This is a genomic window from Paenibacillus sp. FSL R7-0163, assembly GCF_037969975.1.
GTDB lineage: Bacteria > Bacillota > Bacilli > Paenibacillales > Paenibacillaceae > Paenibacillus_AQ > Paenibacillus_AQ odorifer.
Map to the genome: position 1 here is coordinate 777557 of NZ_CP150224.1, position 24798 is coordinate 802354.

At 46.2% G+C, this 24798-nt stretch carries 21 protein-coding genes; 17 read left to right on the forward strand and 4 right to left on the reverse strand.

The genetic code is table 11. The annotated features are described in order from the left end of the window. The first annotated feature begins 49 nt into the window (after positions 1-49). Genes NST45_RS03330 through NST45_RS03340 form a run of 3 tightly spaced genes read left to right on the forward strand, consistent with a single transcriptional unit; the run spans position 50 to position 4337 of the window. The gene (locus NST45_RS03330; RefSeq protein ID WP_076317336.1) at positions 50-1024 is read left to right on the forward strand and encodes an ornithine cyclodeaminase family protein; all 975 of its coding nucleotides are present in this window, start codon (positions 50-52) and stop codon (positions 1022-1024) included. A gap of 14 nt (positions 1025-1038) precedes the next feature. After that, the gene (locus tag NST45_RS03335; RefSeq protein WP_051491515.1) at positions 1039-2199 is read left to right on the forward strand and encodes a membrane dipeptidase; all 1161 of its coding nucleotides are present in this window, start codon (positions 1039-1041) and stop codon (positions 2197-2199) included. Between the two features lie 11 nt (positions 2200-2210). After that, positions 2211-4337: a CocE/NonD family hydrolase gene (locus tag NST45_RS03340; protein ID WP_051491516.1), complete on the forward strand. Its 2127-nt coding sequence runs from the start codon at positions 2211-2213 to the stop codon at positions 4335-4337. 563 nt (positions 4338-4900) lie between these two features. Here the strand turns inward: NST45_RS03340 and NST45_RS03345 are convergent. After that, a complete protein-coding gene (locus NST45_RS03345) occupies positions 4901-6016 on the reverse strand; it encodes an IS110 family transposase (protein WP_036683961.1) in 1116 nt (371 codons plus the stop codon). Positions 6017-6494: 478 nt separating this feature from the next. Here NST45_RS03345 and NST45_RS03350 point away from each other — a divergent pair, with 478 nt between their 5' ends. The 8 genes from NST45_RS03350 (at position 6495) to yajC (ending at position 14325) form a co-directional block, all read left to right on the forward strand. Continuing rightward, positions 6495-7220: a BofC C-terminal domain-containing protein gene (locus tag NST45_RS03350; RefSeq protein WP_036677682.1), complete on the forward strand. Its 726-nt coding sequence runs from the start codon at positions 6495-6497 to the stop codon at positions 7218-7220. A 244-nt stretch (positions 7221-7464) separates the two neighbouring features. After that, a complete protein-coding gene (ruvC, locus tag NST45_RS03355; RefSeq protein ID WP_036677679.1) occupies positions 7465-7968 on the forward strand; it encodes a crossover junction endodeoxyribonuclease RuvC in 504 nt (167 codons plus the stop codon). Beyond that, positions 7965-8582: a Holliday junction branch migration protein RuvA gene (gene ruvA, locus NST45_RS03360; RefSeq protein ID WP_036677675.1), complete on the forward strand. Its 618-nt coding sequence runs from the start codon at positions 7965-7967 to the stop codon at positions 8580-8582. Before ruvC ends, ruvA begins: the two co-directional genes overlap by 4 nt. A gap of 36 nt (positions 8583-8618) precedes the next feature. Then, on the forward strand, positions 8619-9626 hold the full coding sequence (gene ruvB / locus NST45_RS03365) for a Holliday junction branch migration DNA helicase RuvB (RefSeq protein ID WP_036677672.1): 1008 nt from the start codon (positions 8619-8621) through the stop codon (positions 9624-9626). Positions 9627-9658: 32 nt separating this feature from the next. Next, on the forward strand, positions 9659-11758 hold the full coding sequence (locus NST45_RS03370; RefSeq protein ID WP_339824919.1) for a SpoIID/LytB domain-containing protein: 2100 nt from the start codon (positions 9659-9661) through the stop codon (positions 11756-11758). Between the two features lie 9 nt (positions 11759-11767). Beyond that, a complete protein-coding gene (queA, locus tag NST45_RS03375) occupies positions 11768-12796 on the forward strand; it encodes a tRNA preQ1(34) S-adenosylmethionine ribosyltransferase-isomerase QueA (RefSeq protein WP_038573001.1) in 1029 nt (342 codons plus the stop codon). Between the two features lie 21 nt (positions 12797-12817). Next, positions 12818-13954, forward strand: coding sequence for a tRNA guanosine(34) transglycosylase Tgt (gene tgt, locus NST45_RS03380; protein ID WP_036677666.1), 1137 nt, complete (start codon positions 12818-12820; stop codon positions 13952-13954). 50 nt (positions 13955-14004) lie between these two features. Beyond that, positions 14005-14325 carry a preprotein translocase subunit YajC gene (yajC, locus tag NST45_RS03385; protein WP_038572999.1) on the forward strand — a complete coding sequence of 107 codons (321 nt, stop codon included), beginning with the start codon at positions 14005-14007 and terminating at the stop codon, positions 14323-14325. Positions 14326-14420: 95 nt separating this feature from the next. On the opposite strand, the gene NST45_RS03390 is transcribed toward yajC, so the two are convergent. After that, positions 14421-15260 (reverse strand): phosphatase PAP2 family protein, encoded by an 840-nt coding sequence (locus NST45_RS03390; protein ID WP_254924631.1) that lies wholly within the window; start codon positions 15258-15260, stop codon positions 14421-14423. 94 nt (positions 15261-15354) lie between these two features. Further along, positions 15355-15747 (reverse strand): TIGR04086 family membrane protein, encoded by a 393-nt coding sequence (locus NST45_RS03395; RefSeq protein ID WP_036677660.1) that lies wholly within the window; start codon positions 15745-15747, stop codon positions 15355-15357. 226 nt (positions 15748-15973) lie between these two features. Here NST45_RS03395 and NST45_RS03400 point away from each other — a divergent pair, with 226 nt between their 5' ends. After that, positions 15974-16738 (forward strand): DUF421 domain-containing protein, encoded by a 765-nt coding sequence (locus NST45_RS03400; RefSeq protein WP_036677658.1) that lies wholly within the window; start codon positions 15974-15976, stop codon positions 16736-16738. A 4-nt stretch (positions 16739-16742) separates the two neighbouring features. Here the strand turns inward: NST45_RS03400 and spoVB are convergent, their stop codons facing one another. Beyond that, entirely contained in the window at positions 16743-18341 is a 1599-nt protein-coding gene (gene spoVB / locus NST45_RS03405; protein WP_076141539.1) for a stage V sporulation protein B, read from the reverse strand. 196 nt (positions 18342-18537) lie between these two features. Between spoVB and NST45_RS03410 the strand changes: the two genes are divergently transcribed. The 5 genes from NST45_RS03410 to recJ all read left to right on the forward strand — a co-directional run bounded on the left by NST45_RS03410 (position 18538) and on the right by recJ (position 24679). Next, entirely contained in the window at positions 18538-18789 is a 252-nt protein-coding gene (locus tag NST45_RS03410) for a post-transcriptional regulator (RefSeq protein WP_036677655.1), read from the forward strand. A 221-nt stretch (positions 18790-19010) separates the two neighbouring features. Beyond that, positions 19011-20261: a protein translocase subunit SecD gene (gene secD, locus NST45_RS03415; protein ID WP_036677653.1), complete on the forward strand. Its 1251-nt coding sequence runs from the start codon at positions 19011-19013 to the stop codon at positions 20259-20261. Next, positions 20251-21153: a protein translocase subunit SecF gene (secF, locus tag NST45_RS03420; RefSeq protein ID WP_051490986.1), complete on the forward strand. Its 903-nt coding sequence runs from the start codon at positions 20251-20253 to the stop codon at positions 21151-21153. Before secD ends, secF begins: the two co-directional genes overlap by 11 nt. A gap of 143 nt (positions 21154-21296) precedes the next feature. Then, complete coding sequence (locus tag NST45_RS03425; RefSeq protein WP_339824924.1) at positions 21297-22247, forward strand: cation diffusion facilitator family transporter; 951 nt, start codon at positions 21297-21299, stop codon at positions 22245-22247. A 29-nt stretch (positions 22248-22276) separates the two neighbouring features. Continuing rightward, positions 22277-24679 (forward strand): single-stranded-DNA-specific exonuclease RecJ, encoded by a 2403-nt coding sequence (gene recJ, locus NST45_RS03430; RefSeq protein ID WP_339824927.1) that lies wholly within the window; start codon positions 22277-22279, stop codon positions 24677-24679. Positions 24680-24798: the final 119 nt, after the last annotated feature.

A 24798-nucleotide genomic window follows, 5' to 3' on the forward strand; every position in this document is an offset into this window, starting at 1 on the left:
TTTATATTCGCGTTCGTGCAATCATGATGAGGAGAAGGAGGTCCGTCTTATGCTAGTCATTAATCAAAATGAAGTGGCTGAACTATTAGCTATGGAATCTTGCATCTCTGTTATGGAGTCTGTTTTGAAGGATCTGTCTGCTGGACAAGCCGTGCAAAGCTTGAGACAAGTGCTTCCTTTACAAAAGAGCAATCTGCTCGGCTTAATGCCGGGATATTTGCAGCATGAAGAGGTAGCTGGTGCCAAAATCATCAGTGTATTTCCCAGCAATCACGGTTCAGGCCTGCCTTCTCATCAAGGTCTTGTTACTCTATTCGATTCATCTACGGGTGTTCTGAAAGCTATAGTGGATGGACAAAAGATTACAGCCATTCGTACGGCGGCAGTCAGTGCAGCAGCAACCCGATATCTGGCCAGAGAGGATGCCGAAATCCTTGCTCTTCTTGGAACTGGGGAACAAGCAAAAAGTCATCTGGAAGCGATGTTGCGGGTTCGACCCATCCGTGAGGTAAAAGTATGGAGCAGAACACTCGCAAAGGCGCAGGATTTCCAAACGGAGATGAGCCAAAAATATAATGTACAGATCATTGTTGCTGAGACAGTTCAAGCGGCAGTCAGCGCAGCGGATATCATTTGTACCGTGACAGCATCCACCGAACCTGTGCTCAAGGGAGAATGGCTGAAACCGGGTGTACATATCAATGCAGTCGGCGCATGTAGACCCAATGATCGTGAGCTGGATTCGGAGACCGTCCAATTAGCTAAGTTATATGTAGATCGGCTGGAATCCGCTCAGAATGAATCTGGGGATTATTTAATCCCGCTGAACGAAGGCAAAATCACAGCAGATCATATTGTCGGGGAGATTGGTGAGCTGATCAGTGGCACTATCGAGGGCAGAAGGTCCGCGGCTGACATTACTCTTTTTAAAGGATTAGGGCTGGCCATAGAGGATTTAGCAGCAGCTAATTTTATATATAATGAAGCTGTTAGATTACATAAAGGCACTGAAATTGCATTCTAAGGAGCGACTACACGATGAGCACTTATGAAGGTCTGTATGATTTCAAGTTGACGGAGCAAGAGGAGGAGCGGGCTAAACGCTTGCATGAGCAGAACATTATTATCGATTTGCTGTTTCAAGGCCCCTTATCTCCAAGCGCGATTCCAGACTCTATCTCTGACAGAATCAAAGAATTATGTGAGCCTTATAAAGATGAGCCAATGGTATACAGCAGTATGCCTGCAAAAATCATCACAAAGCTATCTGCGAGCGGAGAGATTCCCGAGTATAAGGAAGAATGGTACAAGTCCGGAGTTACAGCAGGGAACCGTGAACTTCATTTAGAATCCTTGGACAGCATCATTACAAGCATGGCAGAGGTGCAGCTGCAATTCGATTCCGCAGATTGGTTAATCAAAGCCTTAACTGCCGAAGACATACGTGCTGCCAAGCGTAATGGTCATAAAGCGGGCATTATCACAGCACAAGAAACGGATGGTCTGGGCACGAATCTCGATCAAGTAGATGTACTTTATAACTTCGGTTTAAGAATTCTACAATTGACCTACAACAATCAGAACCAGATTGGGGCGGGCTGCGCAGAACAATCGAACGCCGGTGTCACTAATTTTGGAAAAAGATTCATTGCGCGCTTGAACAAGCTGGGGATCATTGTAGATACGGGGCATTGCGGGAAACAGACTACATTAGATGCCTGCGCTTATTCCACAACTCCGGTGATTGCTTCACATACGGGTGTAGAGGCGATCTATCCGCATATGCGCTGTAAAAGTGATGAGGAGATTATCGCGATAGCCAAGACGGGTGGAGTTATTGGTATTTTTGCTATGCCTTGGTTTGTTCATGAAGATCCTAAACATACAACTATTGACCATGTGCTGGATCATATCGAATATGTAATCCGGCTTGTAGGCGTGGATCATGTCGGAATTGGAACGGATTGGCCGATGAGCGATGTGCTCTGGTCATTGGTTTATTTTAAAGAACATATCGCACCCAAGCTTGGATTCGCCAAAGGAGACGGACCTTCTACTGAAACCGTTGCTGGACTTGAGAAATATAGTTATTTTATTAACTTTACTAGAGGTTTGGTTGCCCGCGGTTATGCGGATGCAGATATTGCTAAGATCATGGGCGGCAACTGGCTGCGCGTATTTGAAGAAATTTGCGGATAGGGGATAAACAGATGACAACCTACTTACACACAACTACATTTAACGTCTACTTTTCTGGTGTTTATACTGGCAAAATTCATTTTACAGAGCAACAGATCATGCTCGCTAAGGTCGATCCGCGCAGAAGAACGCAAATGCAGGACAATGTGCTGGATGGACAGTTCAAGACCGTACTTCCGCTTCAAAAAATCCACAAACATTTGGATGCTTACGCTAAAGCAGAATGGGCAGAAGACGAGATAGTGCTGAGTAATGGCGATATCTATCAAAAGCATATCCAGTATCAGGCGCGGATTGAAGGCCGCGAACTGACCTCACAAGTATGGGCGCTGCGCAAAGAGACGGCTCTGGACATTGTGACTTTGGACGGGGAGATTATCGCTTTTTTAACGCCGAATCGGTATGGTATTGAGCTTATGGTTAAAGCGGGTTATGAGAAGCTGACTCCGTTAGTGGTCTACGATGATCCTCTTCTATCCAAGGCAGAATATGGTGTAAACGATCTGGGCACTGATCTGATTCCGATGCGCGATGGGGTGAAGCTGGCCACAGATGTTTTTTTACCAGAGGGTATTAAGCCGGGAACTAAGCTGCCAACAATTCTCGTAAGAACATGTTATGACCGCAACGGAAAAAAAGAGATTTTTATGAGATGGGCCAATAAAGGTTATGCAGTAGTATCGCAGGATGTTAGAGGTCGGGCGGATTCGGAAGGCGAACTGATTCCTTTTTACAATGAACGGGAGGATGGCTATGATACGATTGATTGGATTATTGCTCAGGACTGGTCGGATGGCAACGTCGGCATGTGGGGCGCATCCTATCTAGGCTTTGTTGTTGTGGCGGCGGCCACCAGTGGGCACCCGAATCTGAAGGCGGTTGTGGATGAAGTGAATGTGGGCTCTCCATTTGTTGATACCGTTCGCAAAGGGGGAACCCTTTGTTCTTGGCCGTTGCTCTCTTGGACTCTTGCTCAATCTGTGGGTACTCGGACGGATTTTGATATCTTTGGAGGCATTACGGTGAATCCGGAAGCAGCCGTTGATGCAAGACCGATTAAAGAGATCCCTCAGCAAATGATTGGCAAAACATCAGGTCCATGGGATCTGTGGAGCCAGCATCCCGAGTATGATGATTTCTGGAAAAACTGTACTTTTACCGAGCGCGGAGATCAGGTGCAGGTGCCTATGTATGTCATCTCAGGCTGGTATGACGGCGATAGCGCCGGCGTATCGGAAACATGGAGAATGCTGACAGAACATGATGTGCCTAATCGCAAAATCCGTCTGGGCGCTTGGGAGCACGGGCCGAACAGAGCCAGAGACTATGAAGGTGTGAGCTTCGGCAATGATGCCGTAGTCTATGATTACGATGTTTCTGTGCTGCGCTGGTTCGACCGCTTCCTCAAAGGCATTCCAAATGGAATAGATCAGGAGCCTAGAGCCTCTTATTATGTTGTTGGTGAAAATCAGTGGAGAACGTCCGCGGATTGGACACCTGCCGAAGCCACAGTTTCTTCCTTCTACCTTTCCAGCGGTGGGCGAGCGAATTCAGGACATGGGGATGGGCAACTGCTCGCAGCGCCTGAGGAACATTCTCCTGAAGATACTTATGTCTATAATCCTCATGATCCTATGAATGATAGCGGTGAACGAGAGCCTGAAAATTTGCGGAAATACGAGCTGCGCAATGATATCCTTGTCTACACTAGTGATATTCTGACGGAAGAGCTGACTGTGGCCGGAGAACTGTCTGCTGTTATCTACGCTGCCAGCACTGGCAAGGATACGGATTGGGTAGTTACGCTTAGTGATGTGAATGAACAAGGGGACTCCATCCGGTTATCCAATTATATTGTCAGAGCTAAATATCGTCATGGATTGGAAGCACCTGAGCTGCTGATTCCTGGGCAGGTGGAGAAATATGATATTTTCATGCCGAATATAGCCCATAGATTTGCTGTTGGACACCGAATTCGGTTCTCGGTTACTTCGTCCAGCAAATTCGTTGCTTTCCCTAATACAAATACAGGTAATAATCCATATGAAGATTCAGAAGCGATTACTGTGCTGCAGACCGTCTACCATAATCGTGAGTATCCGAGCCATGTGAAGCTGCCGGTGGTTCCTAACGCTTAAATATGACTTTAATACGAAGAAGATGCTTAACAAAGGTAAAGGGAATTAACACTTGAAGCTGAAGCTGCATTTGATGAGCAATGATTATAGAGCGATTAGGGAATTTCTCCCTGAAATTCTTAGGATTCTGGTCGTCAGACATATAATGGGGGAAAAACTCCCTAATTATATGTCTGATTCCCGGGAATTAAGGAAAACAGCTTATTTATTAGGGAGTAATTCCCTGATTTCGTTCATTTAGAGCGAATATATGCTATTTTCAGGGATTTTTTCCCTGCTATGAACGAATTAGTCAATTCCCCTGTTTTCCCCTTTAACTAGAGGGTTTTCAATCCCTTGGGCACAGAGACAAAATGCGAGTCGTCGGCTGGCAATCTGCTATCCGTGGGTTGGTTACCACATATTATGCCTACGTCGAAGGAGCTTCCGTAAACTAATTTCGCACGTTAGATCAGGGATCCTGTGCACAGGGAATTCACGGATTCTCCTCGAACCTTTCTCTTTGTCTCCATGCCCCAAGGATTCAAATCTTTTGGGTATGTTTTTATTTTTTTTCGTTTCACCTACGCCATTTTTCGTTCTGCCTCTACCGCAATCGACCAGATAAATCCAATTAACTCACGACCCACTGCTGCCATGGTTAAATTTCGGTGTTTCCCGCGTCTGACTAATTTTAAATACTTGCTGTGTAACCGTTCTTGGGCTTTCCACGACGTTTCATGGACATGAATACTCTGGCCCTCAAGACGCACTGCTAAATCTCCCTTGACGGCAGGGCGGTGACGGTAACTCCATGCGGACTCCACCAGTGCGCGCCGCACTCCGGAATTTCCGACTTTTGTAAGACTCCCTCTTTTGGTACTTGCTCCCGAGGAATATTCCCGTGGCACGAGTCCCAGGTAACTCATGAGCTGAGCCGGTGAACGAAAACGTTCGAAATTTCCAATCTCGACAACTAAAGTCATAGCTGTCAGCAGGGCGATTCCCCTCAGGCCTTGCAACGCTTGAATGACAGGTGCGTAAGGGCAGATCTGTGCTTCTTCTCGCATTGCGGCTTCAAGTCGCTTGATTCGCTCCTCCACTTCCCGGAGCTGTTGCAGGGATTCGGTAAATACCCGTTCTTGAGCTACATTATTAAACTTCAGCATAGAGAGCCATTCCCGGTACCTTTTGGTCCAGCGTTTTTTCATACCCTCTGGCTTGTGAATTTGGTGGCGCAATAGAAAATGAATGAGCCGTTGCCGAGCCCGATGTAGGTCTTGCCTAGCATCTTCTCGTGCACGAATGAGATCTCGTAAAGCTTCGAGTTCTGGCGTTGGCACATAGATCGCAGTCAATTCTCCAGCCCGGTGTAACTGAGCCAGTTTTTCTGCATCCCGTCGGTCGGTTTTTATGGCATCTCCGGGACGCTGTGGCATACGCGAAGGTGCAATTACCACACAGGAAATTCCCATCTTCGTCAACCAGCGGTATAAGTCGTACCCCGTAGGCCCGGCTTCATAGCAGACCTCCAGTGTAATCCCTGAACCTTTGAGTTTCCGAATCATTCGAGCCACTGCATCTGGGGTATGGGGGATGGCTCCATAATATCGTGCGGGTTCCCGACCCTCATCTGCAATCGCCACCGCAATTTTTTCTTTAGACACATCCAAACCGACGTATTTTATGGTATTCTTCATAGTAACAGCTCCTTTCGCATGTAGCTCTGTAATGGTTGTCCTTTTAACTTCCATTTTAACCTACGGTGTGCGAAACAGGGGCTGCCTTTCGTTCATCATAACTAATTAGTTTTAGATCCACTCCGCACAACGCGCAAACGCAGAACGCATCCCCCCATCACGCAAACGCAGAACGCCTACATCGCCACCATCCCAAACGCCCAATTCAATGGCATAGCACACTAAGAACTAAATAGTCTATTGGCAAAGCAAAAGCTTTGGTGGAAAAAATGGTCGATCGTCATGAAATAGGTATCACCTAAGGCCGGTATGTGAAACCTCTCCCCAGAATCGCCCTTCCAGACTTACACCATAAACCTTGAACCATACTGCAAGGTCAACCTTGTATTTTTGGAGAAATGTCGATTATTCACAGAAAAGCGCATAAATGCTCCCTTCTTAGGTCACAATAGGGAAAAACCAGAATGAAGGGATTAACGTGAACGCGTTTCGCTTAAAAAAACAACTTTGGCGGCGATGGAGACGTTGGAAAAAGGCGCTTTGGGTAGGAGCTGCTTGTATAGCTTTTACTGTACTGGCTTGGCGCAGTATGCAGGTACCTGAGGAAATCAGTGGACTGCTGACGAATTCTAGCTGGGCGGATAGTGCCGATAGTGAGTTAGCCGCAGCTGTCTTTAAAGTAGGCGAGGACAGTGATGAGGCAAAAGAGAAGGGCACTTTAAATAACGAACAACTGCTGCAAACCATCTCCCAAAGTGGGCTCAGCAGAACCGTTCATTTAAAAACAACCTATGTGTCCGGAGAAGAGATTCAGACGTTGCCGGGCGTAAAGAACCCGCTTCAGCTGAAGACTATAATCAATGAACACCCTGAATGGAGCGGTTGGATTAGTTCAGAAGGGGATTTGTGGCTGGAACAAAAAGTGAATGATTTATCGACAATGATAAAAAAAGAAGCCTATATTGGTGTAGATGCGTTTGGGAATTTGACCTTGTTTAAAGGTCCGCCAGTTCAGGAAAAGGTACTGAAGACTTTTTTTCAAATGGATATGGGTTCCCTGAAATCCTCATTGCCGGAAAATATTTGGAAAGAGCTTCACGAGGGGATTCGTGTTCAGGATATTGAAGAGTACAACAGTGTGCTGTCTACCTTCAGTGATTATGCCCGCGAAGCTGCTGAGCATGTCATGCAGAACAAGCAATAGATTTGATAAGCTGTCCAAAAGTCATTATTAATGGCTGAGGGCAGCTTTTTTGTGTGAAATGAAACGGGGAAGAGTCTAAGCTGTAGGCCTAAAGTTGCCATTTCGCTGCAAACGGTAAACTTTTTTTCTCCCGCAAGGGGGATTTTTGCTATAATGGTTAGAAGGAATACATATGTTCGCTTCATGGCGGAGGAATGGATGAAAACGGTGGAATAATCTGCCTGTTATAGAGGAGAGATCATGTTTGCGTATTTTGGGAATTGATCCGGGGCTGGCGATCGTCGGCTTTGGCTTTGTAGATAAGGAAGGACATAAACTGACCCCCGTCCAATATGGTTGTATTCAGACTGAGGCTCATACGCCTGAGGAAGAACGACTGCTGCATGTCTATGAAGGCATGGGTCAGCTCATTGATAAATATAAACCCGATGCTGTGGCGATAGAAAAGCTGTTTTTCGCTCGCAACGTTACTACAGCATTGCCAGTGGCGCAGGCCCGCGGTGTGACTATATTAGCTGCAGTACAGCGGGGTCTCCCCGTCTCGGAATATACACCTATGATGGTAAAGCAGGCTGTTGTGGGTTATGGTAAGGCTGAGAAACGGCAGGTCCAGGAAATGGTGAAGCTGCTGCTGAAGCTATCGGCGATTCCGAAACCCGATGATGTGGCGGATGCGCTGGCGGTAGCGGTATGTCATGCCCATTCGAGCAGTCTTAATTCTAAATTAAATGAGGTATTGCGAAAATGATAGATTTCTTAAGAGGACCCGTTGTTCATTTGGAGTCGGAATATGTGGTGCTGGATGTGCAGGGAGTAGGATACCGGGTATTCTGCCCGAATCCTTATGCTTTTGCCAAAGTAGAAGGACCTGTAACGATCTATATTCATTACCAAACACGTGAGGACGCTACGCTATTATTTGGGTTCCCGACTCGTGAGGAACAAAAATTGTTCCGCAAGCTGATAGAGGTATCTGGCATCGGTCCTAGGGTTGCGCTTGGAATCCTGACAGGTGGAACACCGGATCAGTTGATTTCAGCGATTTATCAAGAGAATATAACGTTCTTAACGAAACTGCCGGGCATTGGCAAAAAGACAGCACAGCGTATGATCCTTGATTTGAAGGACAAGCTGGACGGACTCAGTATGGCTTCAATGCAAACGGGATTGTTTGCAGTGCCAACGGAAGAGGCAACGGACGGATTGGCCTGGCAAGAGGCGCGGGATGCGCTTAAGGGGCTGGGTTATACCGAAAGCGAATTGGACCGCGTGTGGCTCGCTTTGAAGAAAGAGGGAGCAGAGACAGGAACTGTAGATGTGCTGATGAAGAAAGCACTAGGGCTGCTATATATAGCTAAGTAAAGCCGTACACATCCTAAAGAAAGGGAGCGATAGGAAATGGATGACCGGATTATATCCGCGAATTTGATGATGGATGAGCAGGCGGTAGAACTAAGCTTGCGCCCTCGTTATCTGGGAGAATATATCGGCCAGACTCAGGTGAAAGAAAACCTGAAAGTATATATAGAAGCGGCCAAAATGAGAAGCGAAGCGCTGGATCATGTGCTGCTGTACGGACCTCCGGGTCTCGGCAAAACAACGCTCGCTAATATTATCGCCAATGAGCTGGGTGTGAACCTGCGAACAACTTCCGGCCCTGCGATAGAGCGTCCAGGCGATCTTGCCGCTCTGCTGACGAATCTGCAGGAAGGCGACGTGCTTTTCATCGATGAGATTCACCGTTTGCACCGCACGGTCGAGGAGGTTATGTATCCTGCGATGGAGGATTTCGCGCTGGATATCATGATCGGCAAAGGGCCAAGTGCCCGTTCGGTACGATTGGATTTGCCGCCGTTCACACTGATAGGTGCCACAACCCGGGCAGGACTATTGTCTGCGCCACTGCGTGATCGTTTCGGAGTGGTCAGTCGCCTGGAATTCTATAACATAGATGAGCTGAGTTACATTGTATCTCGAAATGCGGATCTTCTAGGCATTGAGATTGTTGGCGATGCAGCAGAAGAGATTGCACTTCGTTCGCGGGGAACGCCGCGGATTGCCAACCGCTTATTGAAGCGGGTCCGTGATTTTGCTCAAGTGCGCGGAGATGGAATTATAACTCCTGAAATTTCTGGGGAAGCATTGAAGATGCTTCAGGTGGACCCGCGTGGGCTGGACAGTATTGACCACAAGATGTTAAGTGCTATGATTTCAAGCTTTCGCGGCGGTCCTGTAGGACTGGATACGATTGCAGCTACGATTGGTGAGGAAAGTCAGACGATTGAGGACGTATATGAGCCGTACCTGCTGCAGATAGGTTTCTTGCAGCGGAGTCCGCGTGGAAGAATTGTAACCCCGGCCGCTTATCATCATTTAGGGCTTCCGCTCCCTCCGGAGCAGCACTAGTTCGTCACTACAATTATAAAGGAGGATGCTGGATGAAGCATACGAAGAGGAAATGGAGAGGGGTCGCCCCGCTAAGCAAAGGATTGCTTGCGGCTGCGCTTGCTGTAGGAAGTTTCCTGATCCCTGCGGGTGCCAGTCATGCCGATTCTAATAGCACGATACGAGTTGCTCTTTATGCTGATATTGGAAGTAAATATAAATCCACTGTGCCAGCAGTAACACTGCAATCAACGCAAAGCTTTACTTTGCTGTCGGATCAAGCAGGAAGTGCTCCTTTGGTATCTGTCCCAGGACAGAAGCAAATTCGTATAAGTCTGGACGGATATAGAGTTAAGGTGATGGAGGCTTCAAGCTGGCAGACAGCAGCGGATGCAGCTAAAAAGCTCCAATCCACCTCCGATAAACCGCAGATTTTTGCAATCTCCAGAAATGGAGCGACTGTGTATCAGTTGTACACGGGCGTCTATGCTAGTGAAGCAGCTGCCAAGGATGGGCTTACCCGTGTAGTCAAAGCAGGGCTGAGCATTCCTGCTGACCAAACCCCAGCGGTGAAAGGCAATAAGCATCTATCAGCTGGCCGCTATTCTTCGGAGCAGGAAGCAGATGTGGCGCTTAATAGCCTCACTGCAGCTGGTTTAGATGCTTGGAAGGTGTTTCTGGCAGGAAACGACGGCAGTGCACAAGTAGAGGTATGGGTAGGCGAAGCTGCCAACGATAGTGATTTAACAGCTGTTCAGGCCGCTGTGTCTACTGCTGCACCACAATTTACGGTTTCTGTGGCCACCTCGCCCGGATTAATACTGCGTAAGGATGCCGGGCTGGATTTTAGCAGTGAAACTCAAGCCGATCATTATCTGGTTTCTGGAAGCAATGCTAAATTTCTTGCGGCAGGCAGCGAGGCTGGGATTCAGTTAGTGGAAAGATCCAAGCGTACATATCGCGGAAATTTGGAACTGAGCAATTTGAGCGGATCGCTGGCTGTAATTAATGTAGTGCCGCTGGAGCAATACTTGTATGCCGTAGTGGGAGGAGAGGTTTCCTCCAGCTGGCCGGAAGAAGCGCTAAAAGCTCAGGCTGTCGCCGCCCGCAGCTATGCGCTGTCGCAAGGCAACCGTTTTGATGTAGCGAATGTAGTAGATACTACTCTTAGTCAGGTATATAACGGAATCGGGTCTGAAGCTCCCTCCATTATCAAAGCTGTAGATACTACTGCTGGTGAAGTGCTGATGAGCGGTGGTAAAGTTGTTGAGGCTGTATTTTCTTCCAATAGTGGTGGTGTGACAGCTGACCCTTCAGAGGTTTGGGCGAATGGTGGCGATGTATTTGCTAGTGTTCCAAGCGTTGAAGATGTTTCGGCTGCTGCTGCTAAGAAGTGGTATTATGTTCTGCTTGCGAATGGTACCTCTGGTTATGCACGTGAAGATAATATTAAATTAACGGGCAGCAAAACTGCTGCCGGACTCGATATAGTTACGGCTACAACCAAAGATGTGAATATACGTCCTCTGCCAGTTATTGAGAGCAGTGTTAGTGCGGTCGGAAAGCTGAATCCGGGTGAGAACGCTGTGGCTCTGGATAAAGTATATGAGTCCGGCAGCTATAGCTGGTTCAAAGGGCCGTATACCTCTGCTGAACTTCTAAAAAGCTTGCAGGGTAAAACAACAAGCACGCTCCCTTCCAGCATCTCTAACCTGCAAGTTACTCAGCGCGGTCCTTCTGGAAGAGCGATTCAGGTGAAAGCTAATGGTCAGGCTCTGAATGTGAAATATCCTGATATGTTCCGCTCCGCGTTTAATGGATTACCTAGTACTTTGTTTGATATTGTGGCACCCGGAAGTTATACTGTATTAGGCGCTGACGGCGCTACCGCCACAATTAGTAGCTCGCAAAGTGCTGGTGTGCTTTCCGCATCGGGGAGGGTTAATGTGAATGGCAGTGGAACTGTAGTGATGGGTGGAGATTCTGCGGCCAGAGTGATCACTAACAGCTCGGGCTTTCTGTTCATTGGGCAAGGCAACGGCCATGGTCTAGGCATGTCGCAGTGGGGCGTGAAAGGCATGGCAGACAGCGGGTATGATTACAAGCAAATATTGCAACACTATTATAAGAACGTTACTATAGTTAAGGAATGAAGACAGACCATGAATGTAGATGCTTATGATTTTCATTTGCCGGAAGAATTGATTGCCCAGACACCTCTCGCTGATCGCAGTGCTTCTAGACTGCTTCTAGTGAATAAGGAGGATGGAGAGCTGGCTCACCGGCATTTTACCGATATTATTGATTATTTTAATCCCGGAGACACGCTTGTTCTAAATGATACGAGAGTCATTCCAGCTAGATTGTTTGGAGTGAAAGAAGATACTGGTGCTAAGGCGGAAGTGCTCCTCCTGAAGAATCTTGGGGATGATCGCTGGGAAGCACTTGTAAAGCCAGGGAAAAAGCTCAAGACAGGCGCAGTGATCATCTTTAGCGATGAGCTTCGTGCCGTTATCGAGGACGAAGCTGATATGGGCGGCCGTACGCTTCGTTTCATATATCAGGGTATTTTTCAGGAGATTCTGGACAGGCTGGGAACGATGCCGCTGCCACCTTATATTAAGGAAACACTGGATGATCGTGAACGATATCAGACTGTGTATGCTCGGCATGAGGGATCGGCCGCTGCGCCTACCGCAGGGCTTCATTTTACCCAAGAATTGCTGGAACAGATTGAGGCTAAGGGTGTAAATATCGCTTATATCACCCTTCATGTAGGTCTCGGTACTTTTCGTCCGATGTCTGTAGAGAAGGTTGAAGAGCATGTTATGCATTCTGAGTACTTCGTAATGTCTCAAGAGACGGCAGATACCATAAATGCTACTAAGGCACGAGGTGGCCGTATTATTGCAGTTGGCACAACGTCTTGTCGGACACTTGAAACGGTCGGAAGACAATGTGAAGGTGGGCCGCTTGTGGAATGCAGTGGCTGGACGGATATTTTTATCTATCCAGGGTATAAGTTCAGTGTAGTAAATGCGCTAATTACCAATTTCCACCTGCCAAAGTCTACTTTGGTTATGTTGGTTAGCGCATTGGCAGGTCGGGAACATATTCTAGCTGCTTATGAAGAAGCGATAGAGCAGAAGTACCGATTCTTTAGCTTTGGAGATGCAATGTTTATTTATTAAGGTAAGAGGATGGGTTAACTTATGGCAGCAATTACTTATGAGCACATCAAAACGTGCAAACAATCCGGAGCCAGACTTGGAAGAGTCCACACTCCACATGGTGTGATTGAGACACCAGCATTTATGCCAGTCGGCACACAAGCTACAGTCAAGACTATGAGTCCTGAAGAGCTGAAAGAGATGGATGCCCATATTATTTTGAGCAATACTTACCATCTGTTTCTAAGACCAGGCCATGATATTGTTCGTGAAGCTGGTGGACTGCACAAGTTCATGAACTGGGATCGTCCGATTCTGACAGACAGCGGCGGGTTTCAAGTATTCTCGTTAAGCGACATGCGCAAGATTACGGAAGAAGGAGTTCATTTCCGTTCCCATCTAAATGGGGATAAGAAATTCCTGTCTCCGGAAGTAGCGATGGAGGTTCAGAACTCCCTGGGTTCAGATATAATGATGGCATTTGATGAATGTCCTCCATTCCCGGCTGAGTATGATTATGTGAAAAAATCACTGGAGCGCACCACGCGCTGGGCAGAACGTTGCCTGAAAAGTCATGCTCGTCCTAACGATCAGGGTCTTTTTGCTATTGTGCAAGGGGGCATGTATGAAGATCTGCGCCGTCAGAGCGCGGCTGATTTGACTTCCATGGATTTCCCGGGGTATGCTATTGGGGGGCTCAGCGTCGGAGAGTCCAAGCAGCTAATGTATGAAGTGCTGGATTATACAGTTCCCCTGCTGCCACAAGGCAAACCTCGCTATTTGATGGGCGTGGGTTCACCGGATGCGCTGCTGGAAGGATCAATCCGAGGAGTGGACATGTTCGACTGTGTCTTGCCTACTCGTATTGCCCGTAATGGAACAACGATGACCAGTCAGGGAAGACTCGTTGTACGCAACGCTAAGTATGCCCGTGATTTTGGGCCGCTTGATCCGGAGTGCAATTGCTATACATGCCGGAATTATTCCCGCGCTTATTTGCGCCATCTAATCAAAGCCGATGAAACCTTCGGACTTAGATTGACGACATACCACAATTTGCACTTCTTGTTGGATTTAATGCGTAAAGTGCGTGAAGCCATCAAGGAAGATCGGCTGCTTGATTTTCGCGATGAGTTTTTTGCCAAATACGGATTATATGATAATCTTAAAGGCTTTTAGGGTTTGATTTATGAGTCATGCTTTAATGTACTTTGAAAGGGGGGAGAAATATGATTCAATCGTTTCAATATGCAGCTGGCGCAGGTGGTGGAGGTAGCATACTAGGCCTGGTAGGTCCCTTTGTCCTTATGTTTGTAGTATTCTACTTCTTGCTGATTCGTCCGCAACAAAAGAAGACCAAAACTCGTAACGCAATGTTGAAAGCTCTGAAAAAGGGCGATAAAATCGTTACTATTGGAGGACTTCACGGTACGATCATGGAGATTTCCGATGATATTGTGGTTCTGCGGGTCAACGATGTAACTAAGCTGACTTTTGATCGCGGTTCCATCAGCCACGCTGTGGCGACGGATGTCGAAGAGAAAGTATAGACTTGTTATTTAAGTACATAAAAAGCGGTGTCTTCTCATTGGAGAGGACACCGCTTTTTTGATCTTTAAGGTTATTACGATTTAGCAGTTTAACTTTAACGTACATTTGTTACGCGGCTCGGAACGGTAAGCGATTCTTCACGTCCCCGCAAAGTTAATTTGGCGAGTTGAACGCCAACTGTAGAGGCTAGCACAGCTAGCAAGGTTCCACCAATCATATCTGTAAGCCAATGAATGCCCAGATAGAAGATTCCAAAGACGATTACAACTGCAGAAATGCTAGTGATGACCATCCAGCGGCGGTTCCCTGAACGGAAGGCCAGAAGTGCCATTGTAACAGATATGGACGTATGTAGACTCGGGAAGCAGTTATTGAGACCGGATAGCGGTCTATATTCCTGTTCGAATTTCGGAAATACATCCAGCATAGTAAATTTGACGCCTGCCGGCAGATAGGACCATACCTCGTTTACCGGGAAGTAAAGATAGAATGGAATCGCCAAGGCATAGTTGATAATAATAGCATAACAGGTTGCGTATAACATCACCCGGTTTTTATCTAACAGATAGACCCCTAATGAAGCTGCTAGAACGGATTGAAGCATGAAAATGTAGAAAAAGACGATAATCGGTGTTAACCATGGACTGTAGAATATATCCTGAACGGCTTGGACAAAATGACCCTCTAGGCCAAATATAAATGGCGTATAATCAGAGGTAAGATGCATTTTTTGTTCAATTTGCAGTTCATATTTATTTATGGCTAATACGCCAAACATTCCTGCAATCAGCAACAAAAACTTATAAGATCGCAGCATCTCTTTCCCAATTTCAACCAATGCCATGATTGGATTACGTTTAGAGCCAATCCATACTAATATCACTACTAATGCAACTGTGTACAAAACAATATGGTTCATTGATTGGTAAAACAAAGCAATCGAAGCCTCCTTGATCTCTTAATGAAGTCAGATGATCACAGTTTAACATATTTTCAAGGAATGTTTCGAATTTAATGGAATTATAATTTTAGCTTTTTTGTAAATTAACGCCAAACATTCCGCCGAGAGCGCCAATTGCTGCAGCTGCGAGAACCCATAGCAGATCTACGCCAGATGGTGCGCTATCCAGTGCCAAAAAACCGATTAACAGAACGATAATCCCATAAAATGCTCCTGTAAGACTTCCTTGATACCAGCCTTTGCTCGTGGCTCTGCGACCGGCGGTTAGTCCTCCGAATGCTGCAGCTATGCCGTGTACAATGTATGTGTACATTGAGAGATCCTGCTCCTTCAGACTGCTGCCCCATAACAAAAGAGAGAGGACAAACGCACCCATCAGCATCCAAAGGAATGATCGACATAGGCCAGATAACACAGGATTGGCTATTCTCCACGAGAACATGCGCCGGATTAAATACATGGTACAACCTCCTAAAGTTTTTTTGAGAAAAAAGAATCAACATAGTTATTATTCATTGTATGGGATGGCTTGCCCCAATAGTACAAGAAAGGGCATTGCAGCCTTTTTACCATTAATTAATATGCCGGCTTCCGAATGTTCCCTGCACAGAGCGGTCAGAATAGGGTTACATTAATCCACCCGAGGAAACAAGTCTGCGGGTGAGAATGGAGGGGAGCGAAGCTATATGTTCCAGCATATCTCTACCCATATTTTCTTGACCGTGCTGATGTATTTCTTCATATTCCTGTGTATGCGCATCATGGGGAAGAGGGAAATAGGTAAGCTGTCTGTATTTGATTTAACGATCTCCATCATGATTGCCGAGATTGCTGTTTTTGTGCTTGAGGATATCAATCGGCCGATCTATGAAGGAGTCGTTCCGATGGCAACATTGGTGTTGATACAGGTAATTGTGGCTCAACTCAGTCTTAAGAGCAGAAAGCTCAGACTTTTAATGGACGGCAAACCGAGCATACTCATTTCTGGAGGCAAGCTGCACCGGGGCGAAATGCGTAGGCAGAGATATAATATTGATGATCTGCTGCAGCAATTGCGTGGACAGAACATCGCCAGTCCTGCTGACGTGGAATTTGCGATCCTGGAGCCTAGTGGACAGCTAACCGTATTCGAGAAAGAGAAGGGGAGTTCATCCTCTAACCAATCAGGCAATAGCAGTGCAGCTGCTGAGCATAAAAAGAGTGACGATAATAAAGGGAACAAGAACCGTAAGATAGAACTGCCGAAGAATAAGATCAGGTATGAAGGACTTCCAATCCCTCTGATTATGGATGGAAAGGTGCAGGATCAGAATTTAGAGATGATTGGAAAAACCAGATTTTGGCTAAGAACTCAAATTCGCCAAAAGGGAGTATCTGATTTCAAAGATGTATTTCTATGCTCCATAGATCATAAGGGCAGAATTTATGTCGACCGTTTGGACAACAGATAACCTTTTAGAGCCTGCGTTTGATAAACGGCAGACGGTCCAAATCACGCAGTGAGATAAGGCCAGCTAACAGACTGATTCCAAAATACAGGACCATTCCTATCGCAGAGGCAAATAAAAATTGAATCCATTGTACATCTGCAATGGGAATGGAAGTGTATACATAATGCACGCCCGCTCCCATAATGAGCATTGCACATAAGGTTTTTACGGTTTCGGTTACTCTTAAAGATAATGATATGAGACTGACTACACTGTATCCGTGTAGTAACGTAACCAAAATGCTGTTCACAATAATGGCTATGATAGCGCCGTAAATTCCATATTCAGGTTGGGATGCCAGTATTACAATCAGAATTATTTTGACTACTGCTCCAATCAAGGTGTTGATGAGTGCCCTGCCCGGTCGATCCATAGCTTGCAGCGTAGCTTGTAAGGGAGCTTGAACATAGATGAACAAGGCGAACGGAGCCATAAGCTTCAGCATAGGGGCTGTATCCGCGTTGCCATATAACAAATTGCAAAGCGGGACCGCCAGGATATACATAAGAACAGCAAATGGGGCACCTGTTACCAGCGCAAGCCGCAACGCTTGATGCATACGCTTGTGAATGGTAGGCAAGTCCTTTCTTGCGGCAGCTTCTGATATGGAAGGAACCAGAGATACAGCAAGTGACGAGGTCAGTGCCCCGGGCAGCAGCAATAAGGGAATAACCATCCCTTGTAAAGACCCGTACTGGGCTGTAGCGGCAGAAGTGGCTATACCTGCCAAGGCGAGACTGCGCACTGTAATAATAGATTCCAGCAGATATGAAAAAGAGCCCACAAGCCGACTTGCTGTAACGGGAATAGATATGCCTAATAAGCGCCGTAATATGGGGATGTTGGCTTTCACACCATCTGGATCAGATGGGATAACCTCTGACTCAAGAACGGGTTGCTCTGGAGTCGGATTTGTCTGCTTTTTATCTTTTTTAGTAATGACATAATATTGCCACAGAATCGCTAACATTCCGCCAATTTCTCCTACCGTCACACCTAACATCGCTCCAGCCGCCGCCATAGCAATACCCTTGGGAAGCAACAACCAGGAGAACCAGAGCATAAAGAATATTCGAACTAAAGATTCGAAGATGGAGGAGAGCGCCGATGGAATCATGTTTTGCTTTCCTTGGAAATAACCACGGTAGATTGCAGATACGGCGACGATCCCAATCATTGGGATCATGGCAATAAACGTATAATAAACTCTATGGTCTGTTAAGATAACATTAGAGACCCATGAGGCGCTTATCATAGCAACCAATGTAAAGAAGATTGCAAGTCCAACACTAAGGGCAAGTCCAGTACGTAAAATCAGCCGTGATTTTTCTGGCCGATTCTCTCCTTCTGCTTCCGCTACCATCTTGGCTATCGCCAGTGGAATCCCGCCTGTTATCACAGTAACCAGCACGAGAAAAAAAGGATATGCGAGCTGATACAGTCCCACACCTTCTGCTCCGATAATACGTGGTAAAGCAATCCGGGGAATAAATCCAAGCATCCGATTAATGATGCCGGCGGCTAGCAAGATTAAAGTTCCTTGTATAAAGCTCTGTTTCTTCAAAGGTCACGCCTTCTTCCCAAAATGAAATAAAACGCTGGCGAACTTGTCTATTCTTATGGATATGCTATACCCCTATCTCGGCATGCCTTGTTTTAGTAGCTTTAACTTTTTGTGACGGAAGAAGGAAAGCGAAGAACAAGAGTCGAATATCTATGGTGAGCATACGAACATGAGCGATCTTTGGAGGTGTCAACACGTGGAATCGGAACAGTGGAATCATGATCAACATAGTGAAGAAATCGAAGCCATGTGCCGCAGCAAAGCTGAAGAATTCCGGCTCCTCGGCTATGAGTATGTAACCAGCAAGGATATTTGGGATTGCATCAGCCGTAATTATGATAAGGAAGGCTTGCCTCCCCTACATAAGCTGGTAAACGACATTTATTCCTTGAAAGCCAATAGTTACATGAATTATTTGACTATTGCGGCCTATCGGGGGTTGAACTGAACAATAAACCACATATTTCTTTTTGCGAACTGCCTGATAAAGCAGTAAAGTAAGAGAATAATAACTCCACATCTCCTATTAAAACGGATGTCTTGCTGATTTAAGCAGGGGCGGCCGTTTCTTTGTGTGAGTATAGCTCTATCAATGCTGTGAATTGACGGTCATTTCGCGTGTAGCTATAATAGGAATATTGAGTTAATGAAAGGGGAACTAGCTAGAGCATGAAGAGACTAATGGGCTTTTTTATTACCGTGCTCGTTTTGACAGGCGTTATGGCATTTACTACTCCTGGACTGCTGGACAAGGTTAGACTTGGTCTTGACCTGAAAGGCGGATTTGAGATTTTGTATCATGCTGAGCCTATGGAAGCGGGAGCAGCATTGTCCCGAGCTTCTCTGCTGAAGACAGCGGAAAGCTTAGAAAAACGGGCGAATGCGCTCGGAACAAGTGAACCAGAGGTAACTACTGAAGGTACGGACCGTATCCGTTTGAAAATTGCGGGCGTAACGGATGAAGCCGAGGTTCGTAAAAAAATGAAGGAACCTGCAGTTCTGACTTTCCGTAGTGCTGCTGAAGGTGACGCTGAGGGAACTTACAGCAAAATCGAACTGGTAGGTAGTGATTTTGTTGAAGGTGCTGCAGAAGTTGGACGGGATAACCTGAATCAGCCAATCATCAGCATCAAGATTAAGGACAAGGACAAATTTGCAGAGATTACTAAACGTCTCTTAGGAAAGAATCTCGCAATTTACTTGGATGAGAACAAATTATCTGACCCTACGGTACAAGCAGTACTTACCGATGGCAGTGCTTCTATTTCGGGTAACTATACAATTAAGGAAGCACGTGAACTTGCAGACACTATTAACCTAGGTGCATTGCCACTGAAGCTGACGGAGAAATATTCCCAAAGTGTGGGTGCTACCCTGGGTAAGCAATCGCTTGATCAAACGATTCGAGCAGGTCTGCTGGCTTCTGTGATTATCCTTATTTTCATGATCGGAATGTATCGTTTGCCAGGTCTTTTGGCTAGTTTTGCCTTGCTCTTGCATACATGGGCGCTAATTGCGGTCTTCGTCTTCGCAGACTTCACCTTGACGCTGCCTGGTATAGCCGCATTTATTCTGGGTATAGGTATGGCGGTCGATGCCAATATCATTACCAACGAACGGATAAGGGAAGAAATGCGCAGTGGAAAAAGTATACTGTCCTCCGTTAAAGCGGGGAATAAATCCTCTTTCCGGACAGTAATGGACTCCAATGTGACTACTATTATTGTGGCAGCAGTTATGTTTGCCTTCGGTACAGGTGCGGTCAAAGGCTTTGCATTGGTGCTGATTGTAGAAATCGTGCTGAGTATCGCCACGAATCTTTATTTCTCCCACTGGTTGCTTAGCCAGCTTGTCAAAGCGGGTAAGCTGAACAAACCGAAGAGCTTCGGTGTTAAGGAGAGTGAAATCCGTGCGCTTTAAGAAAGAGCTTGATTTCGTACATTTGAGTAAATATTTCTATATTTTCTCTATCGCATTGACAGTAGCAGGATTGATATTCCTGGCGACATTTGGCCTGAATTACAGCGTTGACTTCAAAGCTGGATCTAATGTGGACATCTCCCTATCCAAGAATTTGAACTTGGATCAGGTTAAGACTGCAACTAGTGCAATCGATGTCGATCATGAACCAACGATTTCGTTTGGTGATCAGCGTGTGAATATTCGCTATGACGAAGTTCTTGATGAGGCTCAAGATGAGTCTCTAAAAGCTGAAATCCTTAAGCTGGATGACAAAGCATCGTTTGAGATTAACACCGTGGACACTGAAATGGCTAAAGAATTGGCACGTAATGCTATTTATGCAGTTCTGATTTCTTGTCTGGGGATTATTATTTATGTAAGTATTCGTTTTGAATGGCGTTTCGCCGTGGCATCGATTGTGGCCTTGCTCCATGATGCCTTTATCGTAGTCGCGCTCTTCTCTATCTTCCGTTTGGAAGTGGATTTGACTTTCATTGTAGCGGTGCTTACGATTATCGGTTATTCCATTAATGATACGATCGTTATTTTTGACCGTATCCGTGAGAATTTACGTTTTGGTAAACAGAAAACTTATGAAGACTTGAAACACCTTGTGAATAAAAGTGTGGCTCAAACGCTTATGCGTTCTCTCTATACCGCATTTACCGTATTCATTGCGGCGTTCTTCCTGTTATTGTTCGGAGGCGAGTCGATTAAGATGTTCTCGCTTGCGATGGTAATCGGCTTGCTCTTCGGAGCTTACTCTTCCATCTTTATTGCCAGTCCACTCTGGTTAGTGCTTAAAAAGCGTGAGAAGGTTAAAGTGAAGAGCAGCCCGAATAAAGGTTAGAAGAAATTAGCATCGAAGTTCTACTTTTCTTATACGTTTAAGAAAGCCGCGTCAAATGCGACGCGGCTTTCGAAATCTTTAGGGTCATGTCATGTGTATTGAATCATCATGAGATTACTTGCTATTGGTAAGGAGGGCCTCGTATGAATAAAGAACGATCACCGCAAAGCGAGACGGTTGCTTGGACAGGGATCATTAGCGATGTTACTTTGGCAGTAGCTAAGGGGAGTTTTGGCTATATTTCAGGGAGCAAGGCATTAATGGGGGATGCTTTGTATTCCGGAGCAGACGCAGCAGCCAAACTGGCGGATATTCTTCCGTGGCGCTCTGAGCAAGGGAGAAAGAGTAAGCAACGGATCGAAGAACGGCGGGGCACTAAGGAGCCGCTGTTGGCTATACTTTTTTCGGTATTTATTCTTATGGGGGGACTGCAGATCGCATTCTCTGCAATCCGCGACTTAACGGATGGAAAATCATCTACACACGGACAGCTGGCGTTTGTAACCGTCTTAGTATCTATAGTTTTTAAAGAAGCTGTATTTCAATATCAATATCGCTACTTTAAAAAAATAGGTGATGGCAGTCACGCTGCATATGTTAATAGTCATCGTTTCAGCTTATATACATCTATCACAGTATTAGTCGGAATTTCGTTATCCATGGGTGGCACCTATTGGCATCCTCTATCTTATATGGATCCTATTGCCGCACTCTTAACCGGAGTTTTAATTCTTCGTAAAGGTTATTCACTCATTGCTAGCTCTATTAACACTAAAAATGCGCAGGAGCTTCCTTCGGAGGAAGCCGCTAATTTTATTGAAACGGTGCAACGTGTTCATGGCGTCATTCGCGTAGAACATCTGAAGGCACTTGAGCAAGGGAATTATGTGAATCTTCAAATGAAAATCAGTGTGAATCCGCGGATTACGGTGATGGAAGCACAGGATATTTCGGAATGCGCTAGGAAGCTGCTGCAGCACCGGTTTGTTCATGTCGGTGAGGTGCATATGGACGTTGTTCCTTATGATCCCGGCTATCCGTACAAAAGCAATTATGAATTGCCGGATAATGATATTCCTACGTTGCTTCAGTAGTTTGCAAGGTGAGAGAAAGGTGAGTCCTATTGCTTTATTCAAAAACAAGATGGCAATCTCCGGCAGCCAATCCCGACACAGTTAGGGATATGGCCCGGAGCCTTTCTATTTCTCCACTCTTATCCTCACTATTAGTAAATAGAGGAATGAACACGCCTCATGAAGCTCTAAGCTTCATGGATGGCAGTGAGGAAGAACAGCATGATCCGTTCCTACTTAAAGGAATGGCTGAAGCGGTTCCTAGAATTAGAAAGGCTTTAAAAGATGAAGAACATATTCTTATTTATGGCGATTATGATGCCGACGGGGTGTCCAGCACAGCACTTATGATTCATCTGCTGCGCTATTTAGGCGCTTCCTTTGATATTTATATCCCACACCGCTCTAATGAGGGTTATGGGCTGCATAATCATGCCCTGGATTGGGCTTTACAGCAAGGTGTCTCCTTAATCATTACAGTAGATACTGGCATTAGCGCTTATCATCAGGTTGCTTACGCTAATGAACTGGGGATCGATGTGATCGTTACGGATCACCATGAACCCCCTGAGCTTTTGCCAGAGGCCTATACGCTTATTAATCCCAAGCTGCCAGACTGCCCTTATCCGTTCAAAGGATTAGCGGGTGTAGGTGTGGCTTATAAGCTTGCTCAGGCTATTCTAGGGGAAGAAACTCCCACAGAATGGGCAGAGATTGCAGCGATAGGAACGGTTGCGGATTTAATGCCGCTGCTTGGCGAAAACCGTGAGATTGTTAGAAATGGCTTGGAAAGTATGCGGCATTCAAGTTTCCCGGGGATTCGTGCCTTACTCGCTGTCAGCGCTGTGAACATGAGCACTGTGAGTGCGGTCAATATCGCTTTTGGCATGGCGCCGCGCATCAATGCCAGTGGTCGCCTGGACCATGCTGGACGGGCTGTGTCCCTCCTCACTACCGAGCATGCGGCTGAGGCAGAGCAGCTAGCTGGAGAGCTGGACCTGCTTAACAAAGAACGCCAATTGGTGGTAGAAAGAATTGTTGTTGAGGCCACTGCCAAGCTGGAGCAGATGACACAGGGGGGCGAAATCCCAGACATCATTGTTCTTGCTGATCATGGCTGGAATGTAGGTGTGGTAGGTATAGTGGCTTCCAAACTGCTGGAGCGTTATTATCGGCCAGTGATCATTCTGGATATACATCCAGAGACCGGAATGTGCAAAGGTTCTGCTCGCTCCATACCTGGACTTGATATCTACGCTGCACTTTCTTCTTGTTCTGATTTAATGGATCATTTTGGAGGTCATCCAGCCGCTGCGGGAATGAGCCTGCATCGGGATGGATTAGAAGCCTTTGCTGCAGCATTAAATGAATATGCGTCCGGGGTGTTAACGCCAGAGCATTTCGTTCCTGTTGCTTCCGCTGATGCAGAGGTGTCAATCTCAGATTTATCACTGCAGACCGCGTTAGAATTGGAAAGGCTTGCACCTTTCGGAATGTCTAATCCGTTGCCGAAGTTTATTATTCGTGGGGCTACCGTGAAAGAGACTCGTACAATGGGTCAAGATGGAAAACACCTGAAGATTGTATTGCAGCAGGGGAAAAACAGCATTGAAGCCTTGGCGTTTGGTAAAGGCGCTTTATCCAGGCTGCTACCGGCGGGTACTACGATCAACGTGTTAGCTGAGCTGTCGATCAATGAATGGAATGGCTCACGCAAATCACAGCTGATGCTGCAGGATTTATCTGTGCAGGATGCTCAGTTATTCGATCTTCGTGGTGCTGCTGACGCCGTACGGCAAGCCGCACATATTAGAGAACTACTTCTTCCTTATAGTGGTGCGGGTCCGTATCGAGCTGCTGCAGTGTTTCAGAACGGACGTAGTTCGCCTGCAAGTGAATTGATAGGAATGTCTTTATGGGTATATGATAAAGAAGCTGGCATTAGCGCTGCTGTTAAGGATGAGCCCCTTCAGGAATCAGGGCATGTCTCCCTGTTATGCTTACTGGATATGCCGGAGACTCCTGAACAACTGGATGCGCTGCTCGAAACCTTCCCTAATGCTGATAATATTGCGTTATTGCATTCTATCAAGGATGGCCGAGAACGACTTATTACTCCGACACGGGATCATTTCAAAATACTATATAAACTGTTGGCTTCGATCACCTCAGTTGCAACACCTGAGAACGAAGTTTTGCTGCGGTTAAGCCGCCAGTCCTCGTTAAGTATCCGCATGCTTAACAACATGCTTGATGTGTTTGAGGAGCTTGATTTTATTAAAAGAAGTCAGGGAAGTGTGGCGTTTATTACTCAGCCAGTAGCTAAAAGTCTGACAGCATCGAGTCATTTTGTCCGACTGGGACAGATGGCGGAAATGGAGCAATACTTCATGGAGGGCAGCCTGTCAGAGTTACAGGACTGGATGTTATCGCGTCGTTTAGGCGTATCATAATCCATGCAAATATGAGCTGCTGAGCGTACCCAACGGTGTATAAAAATGCAACGCTCAATATAACAAAACGTATGCTTACGAAGCAAGTTTTGTCGATCTGAATCAAAGCAGCTATGCTA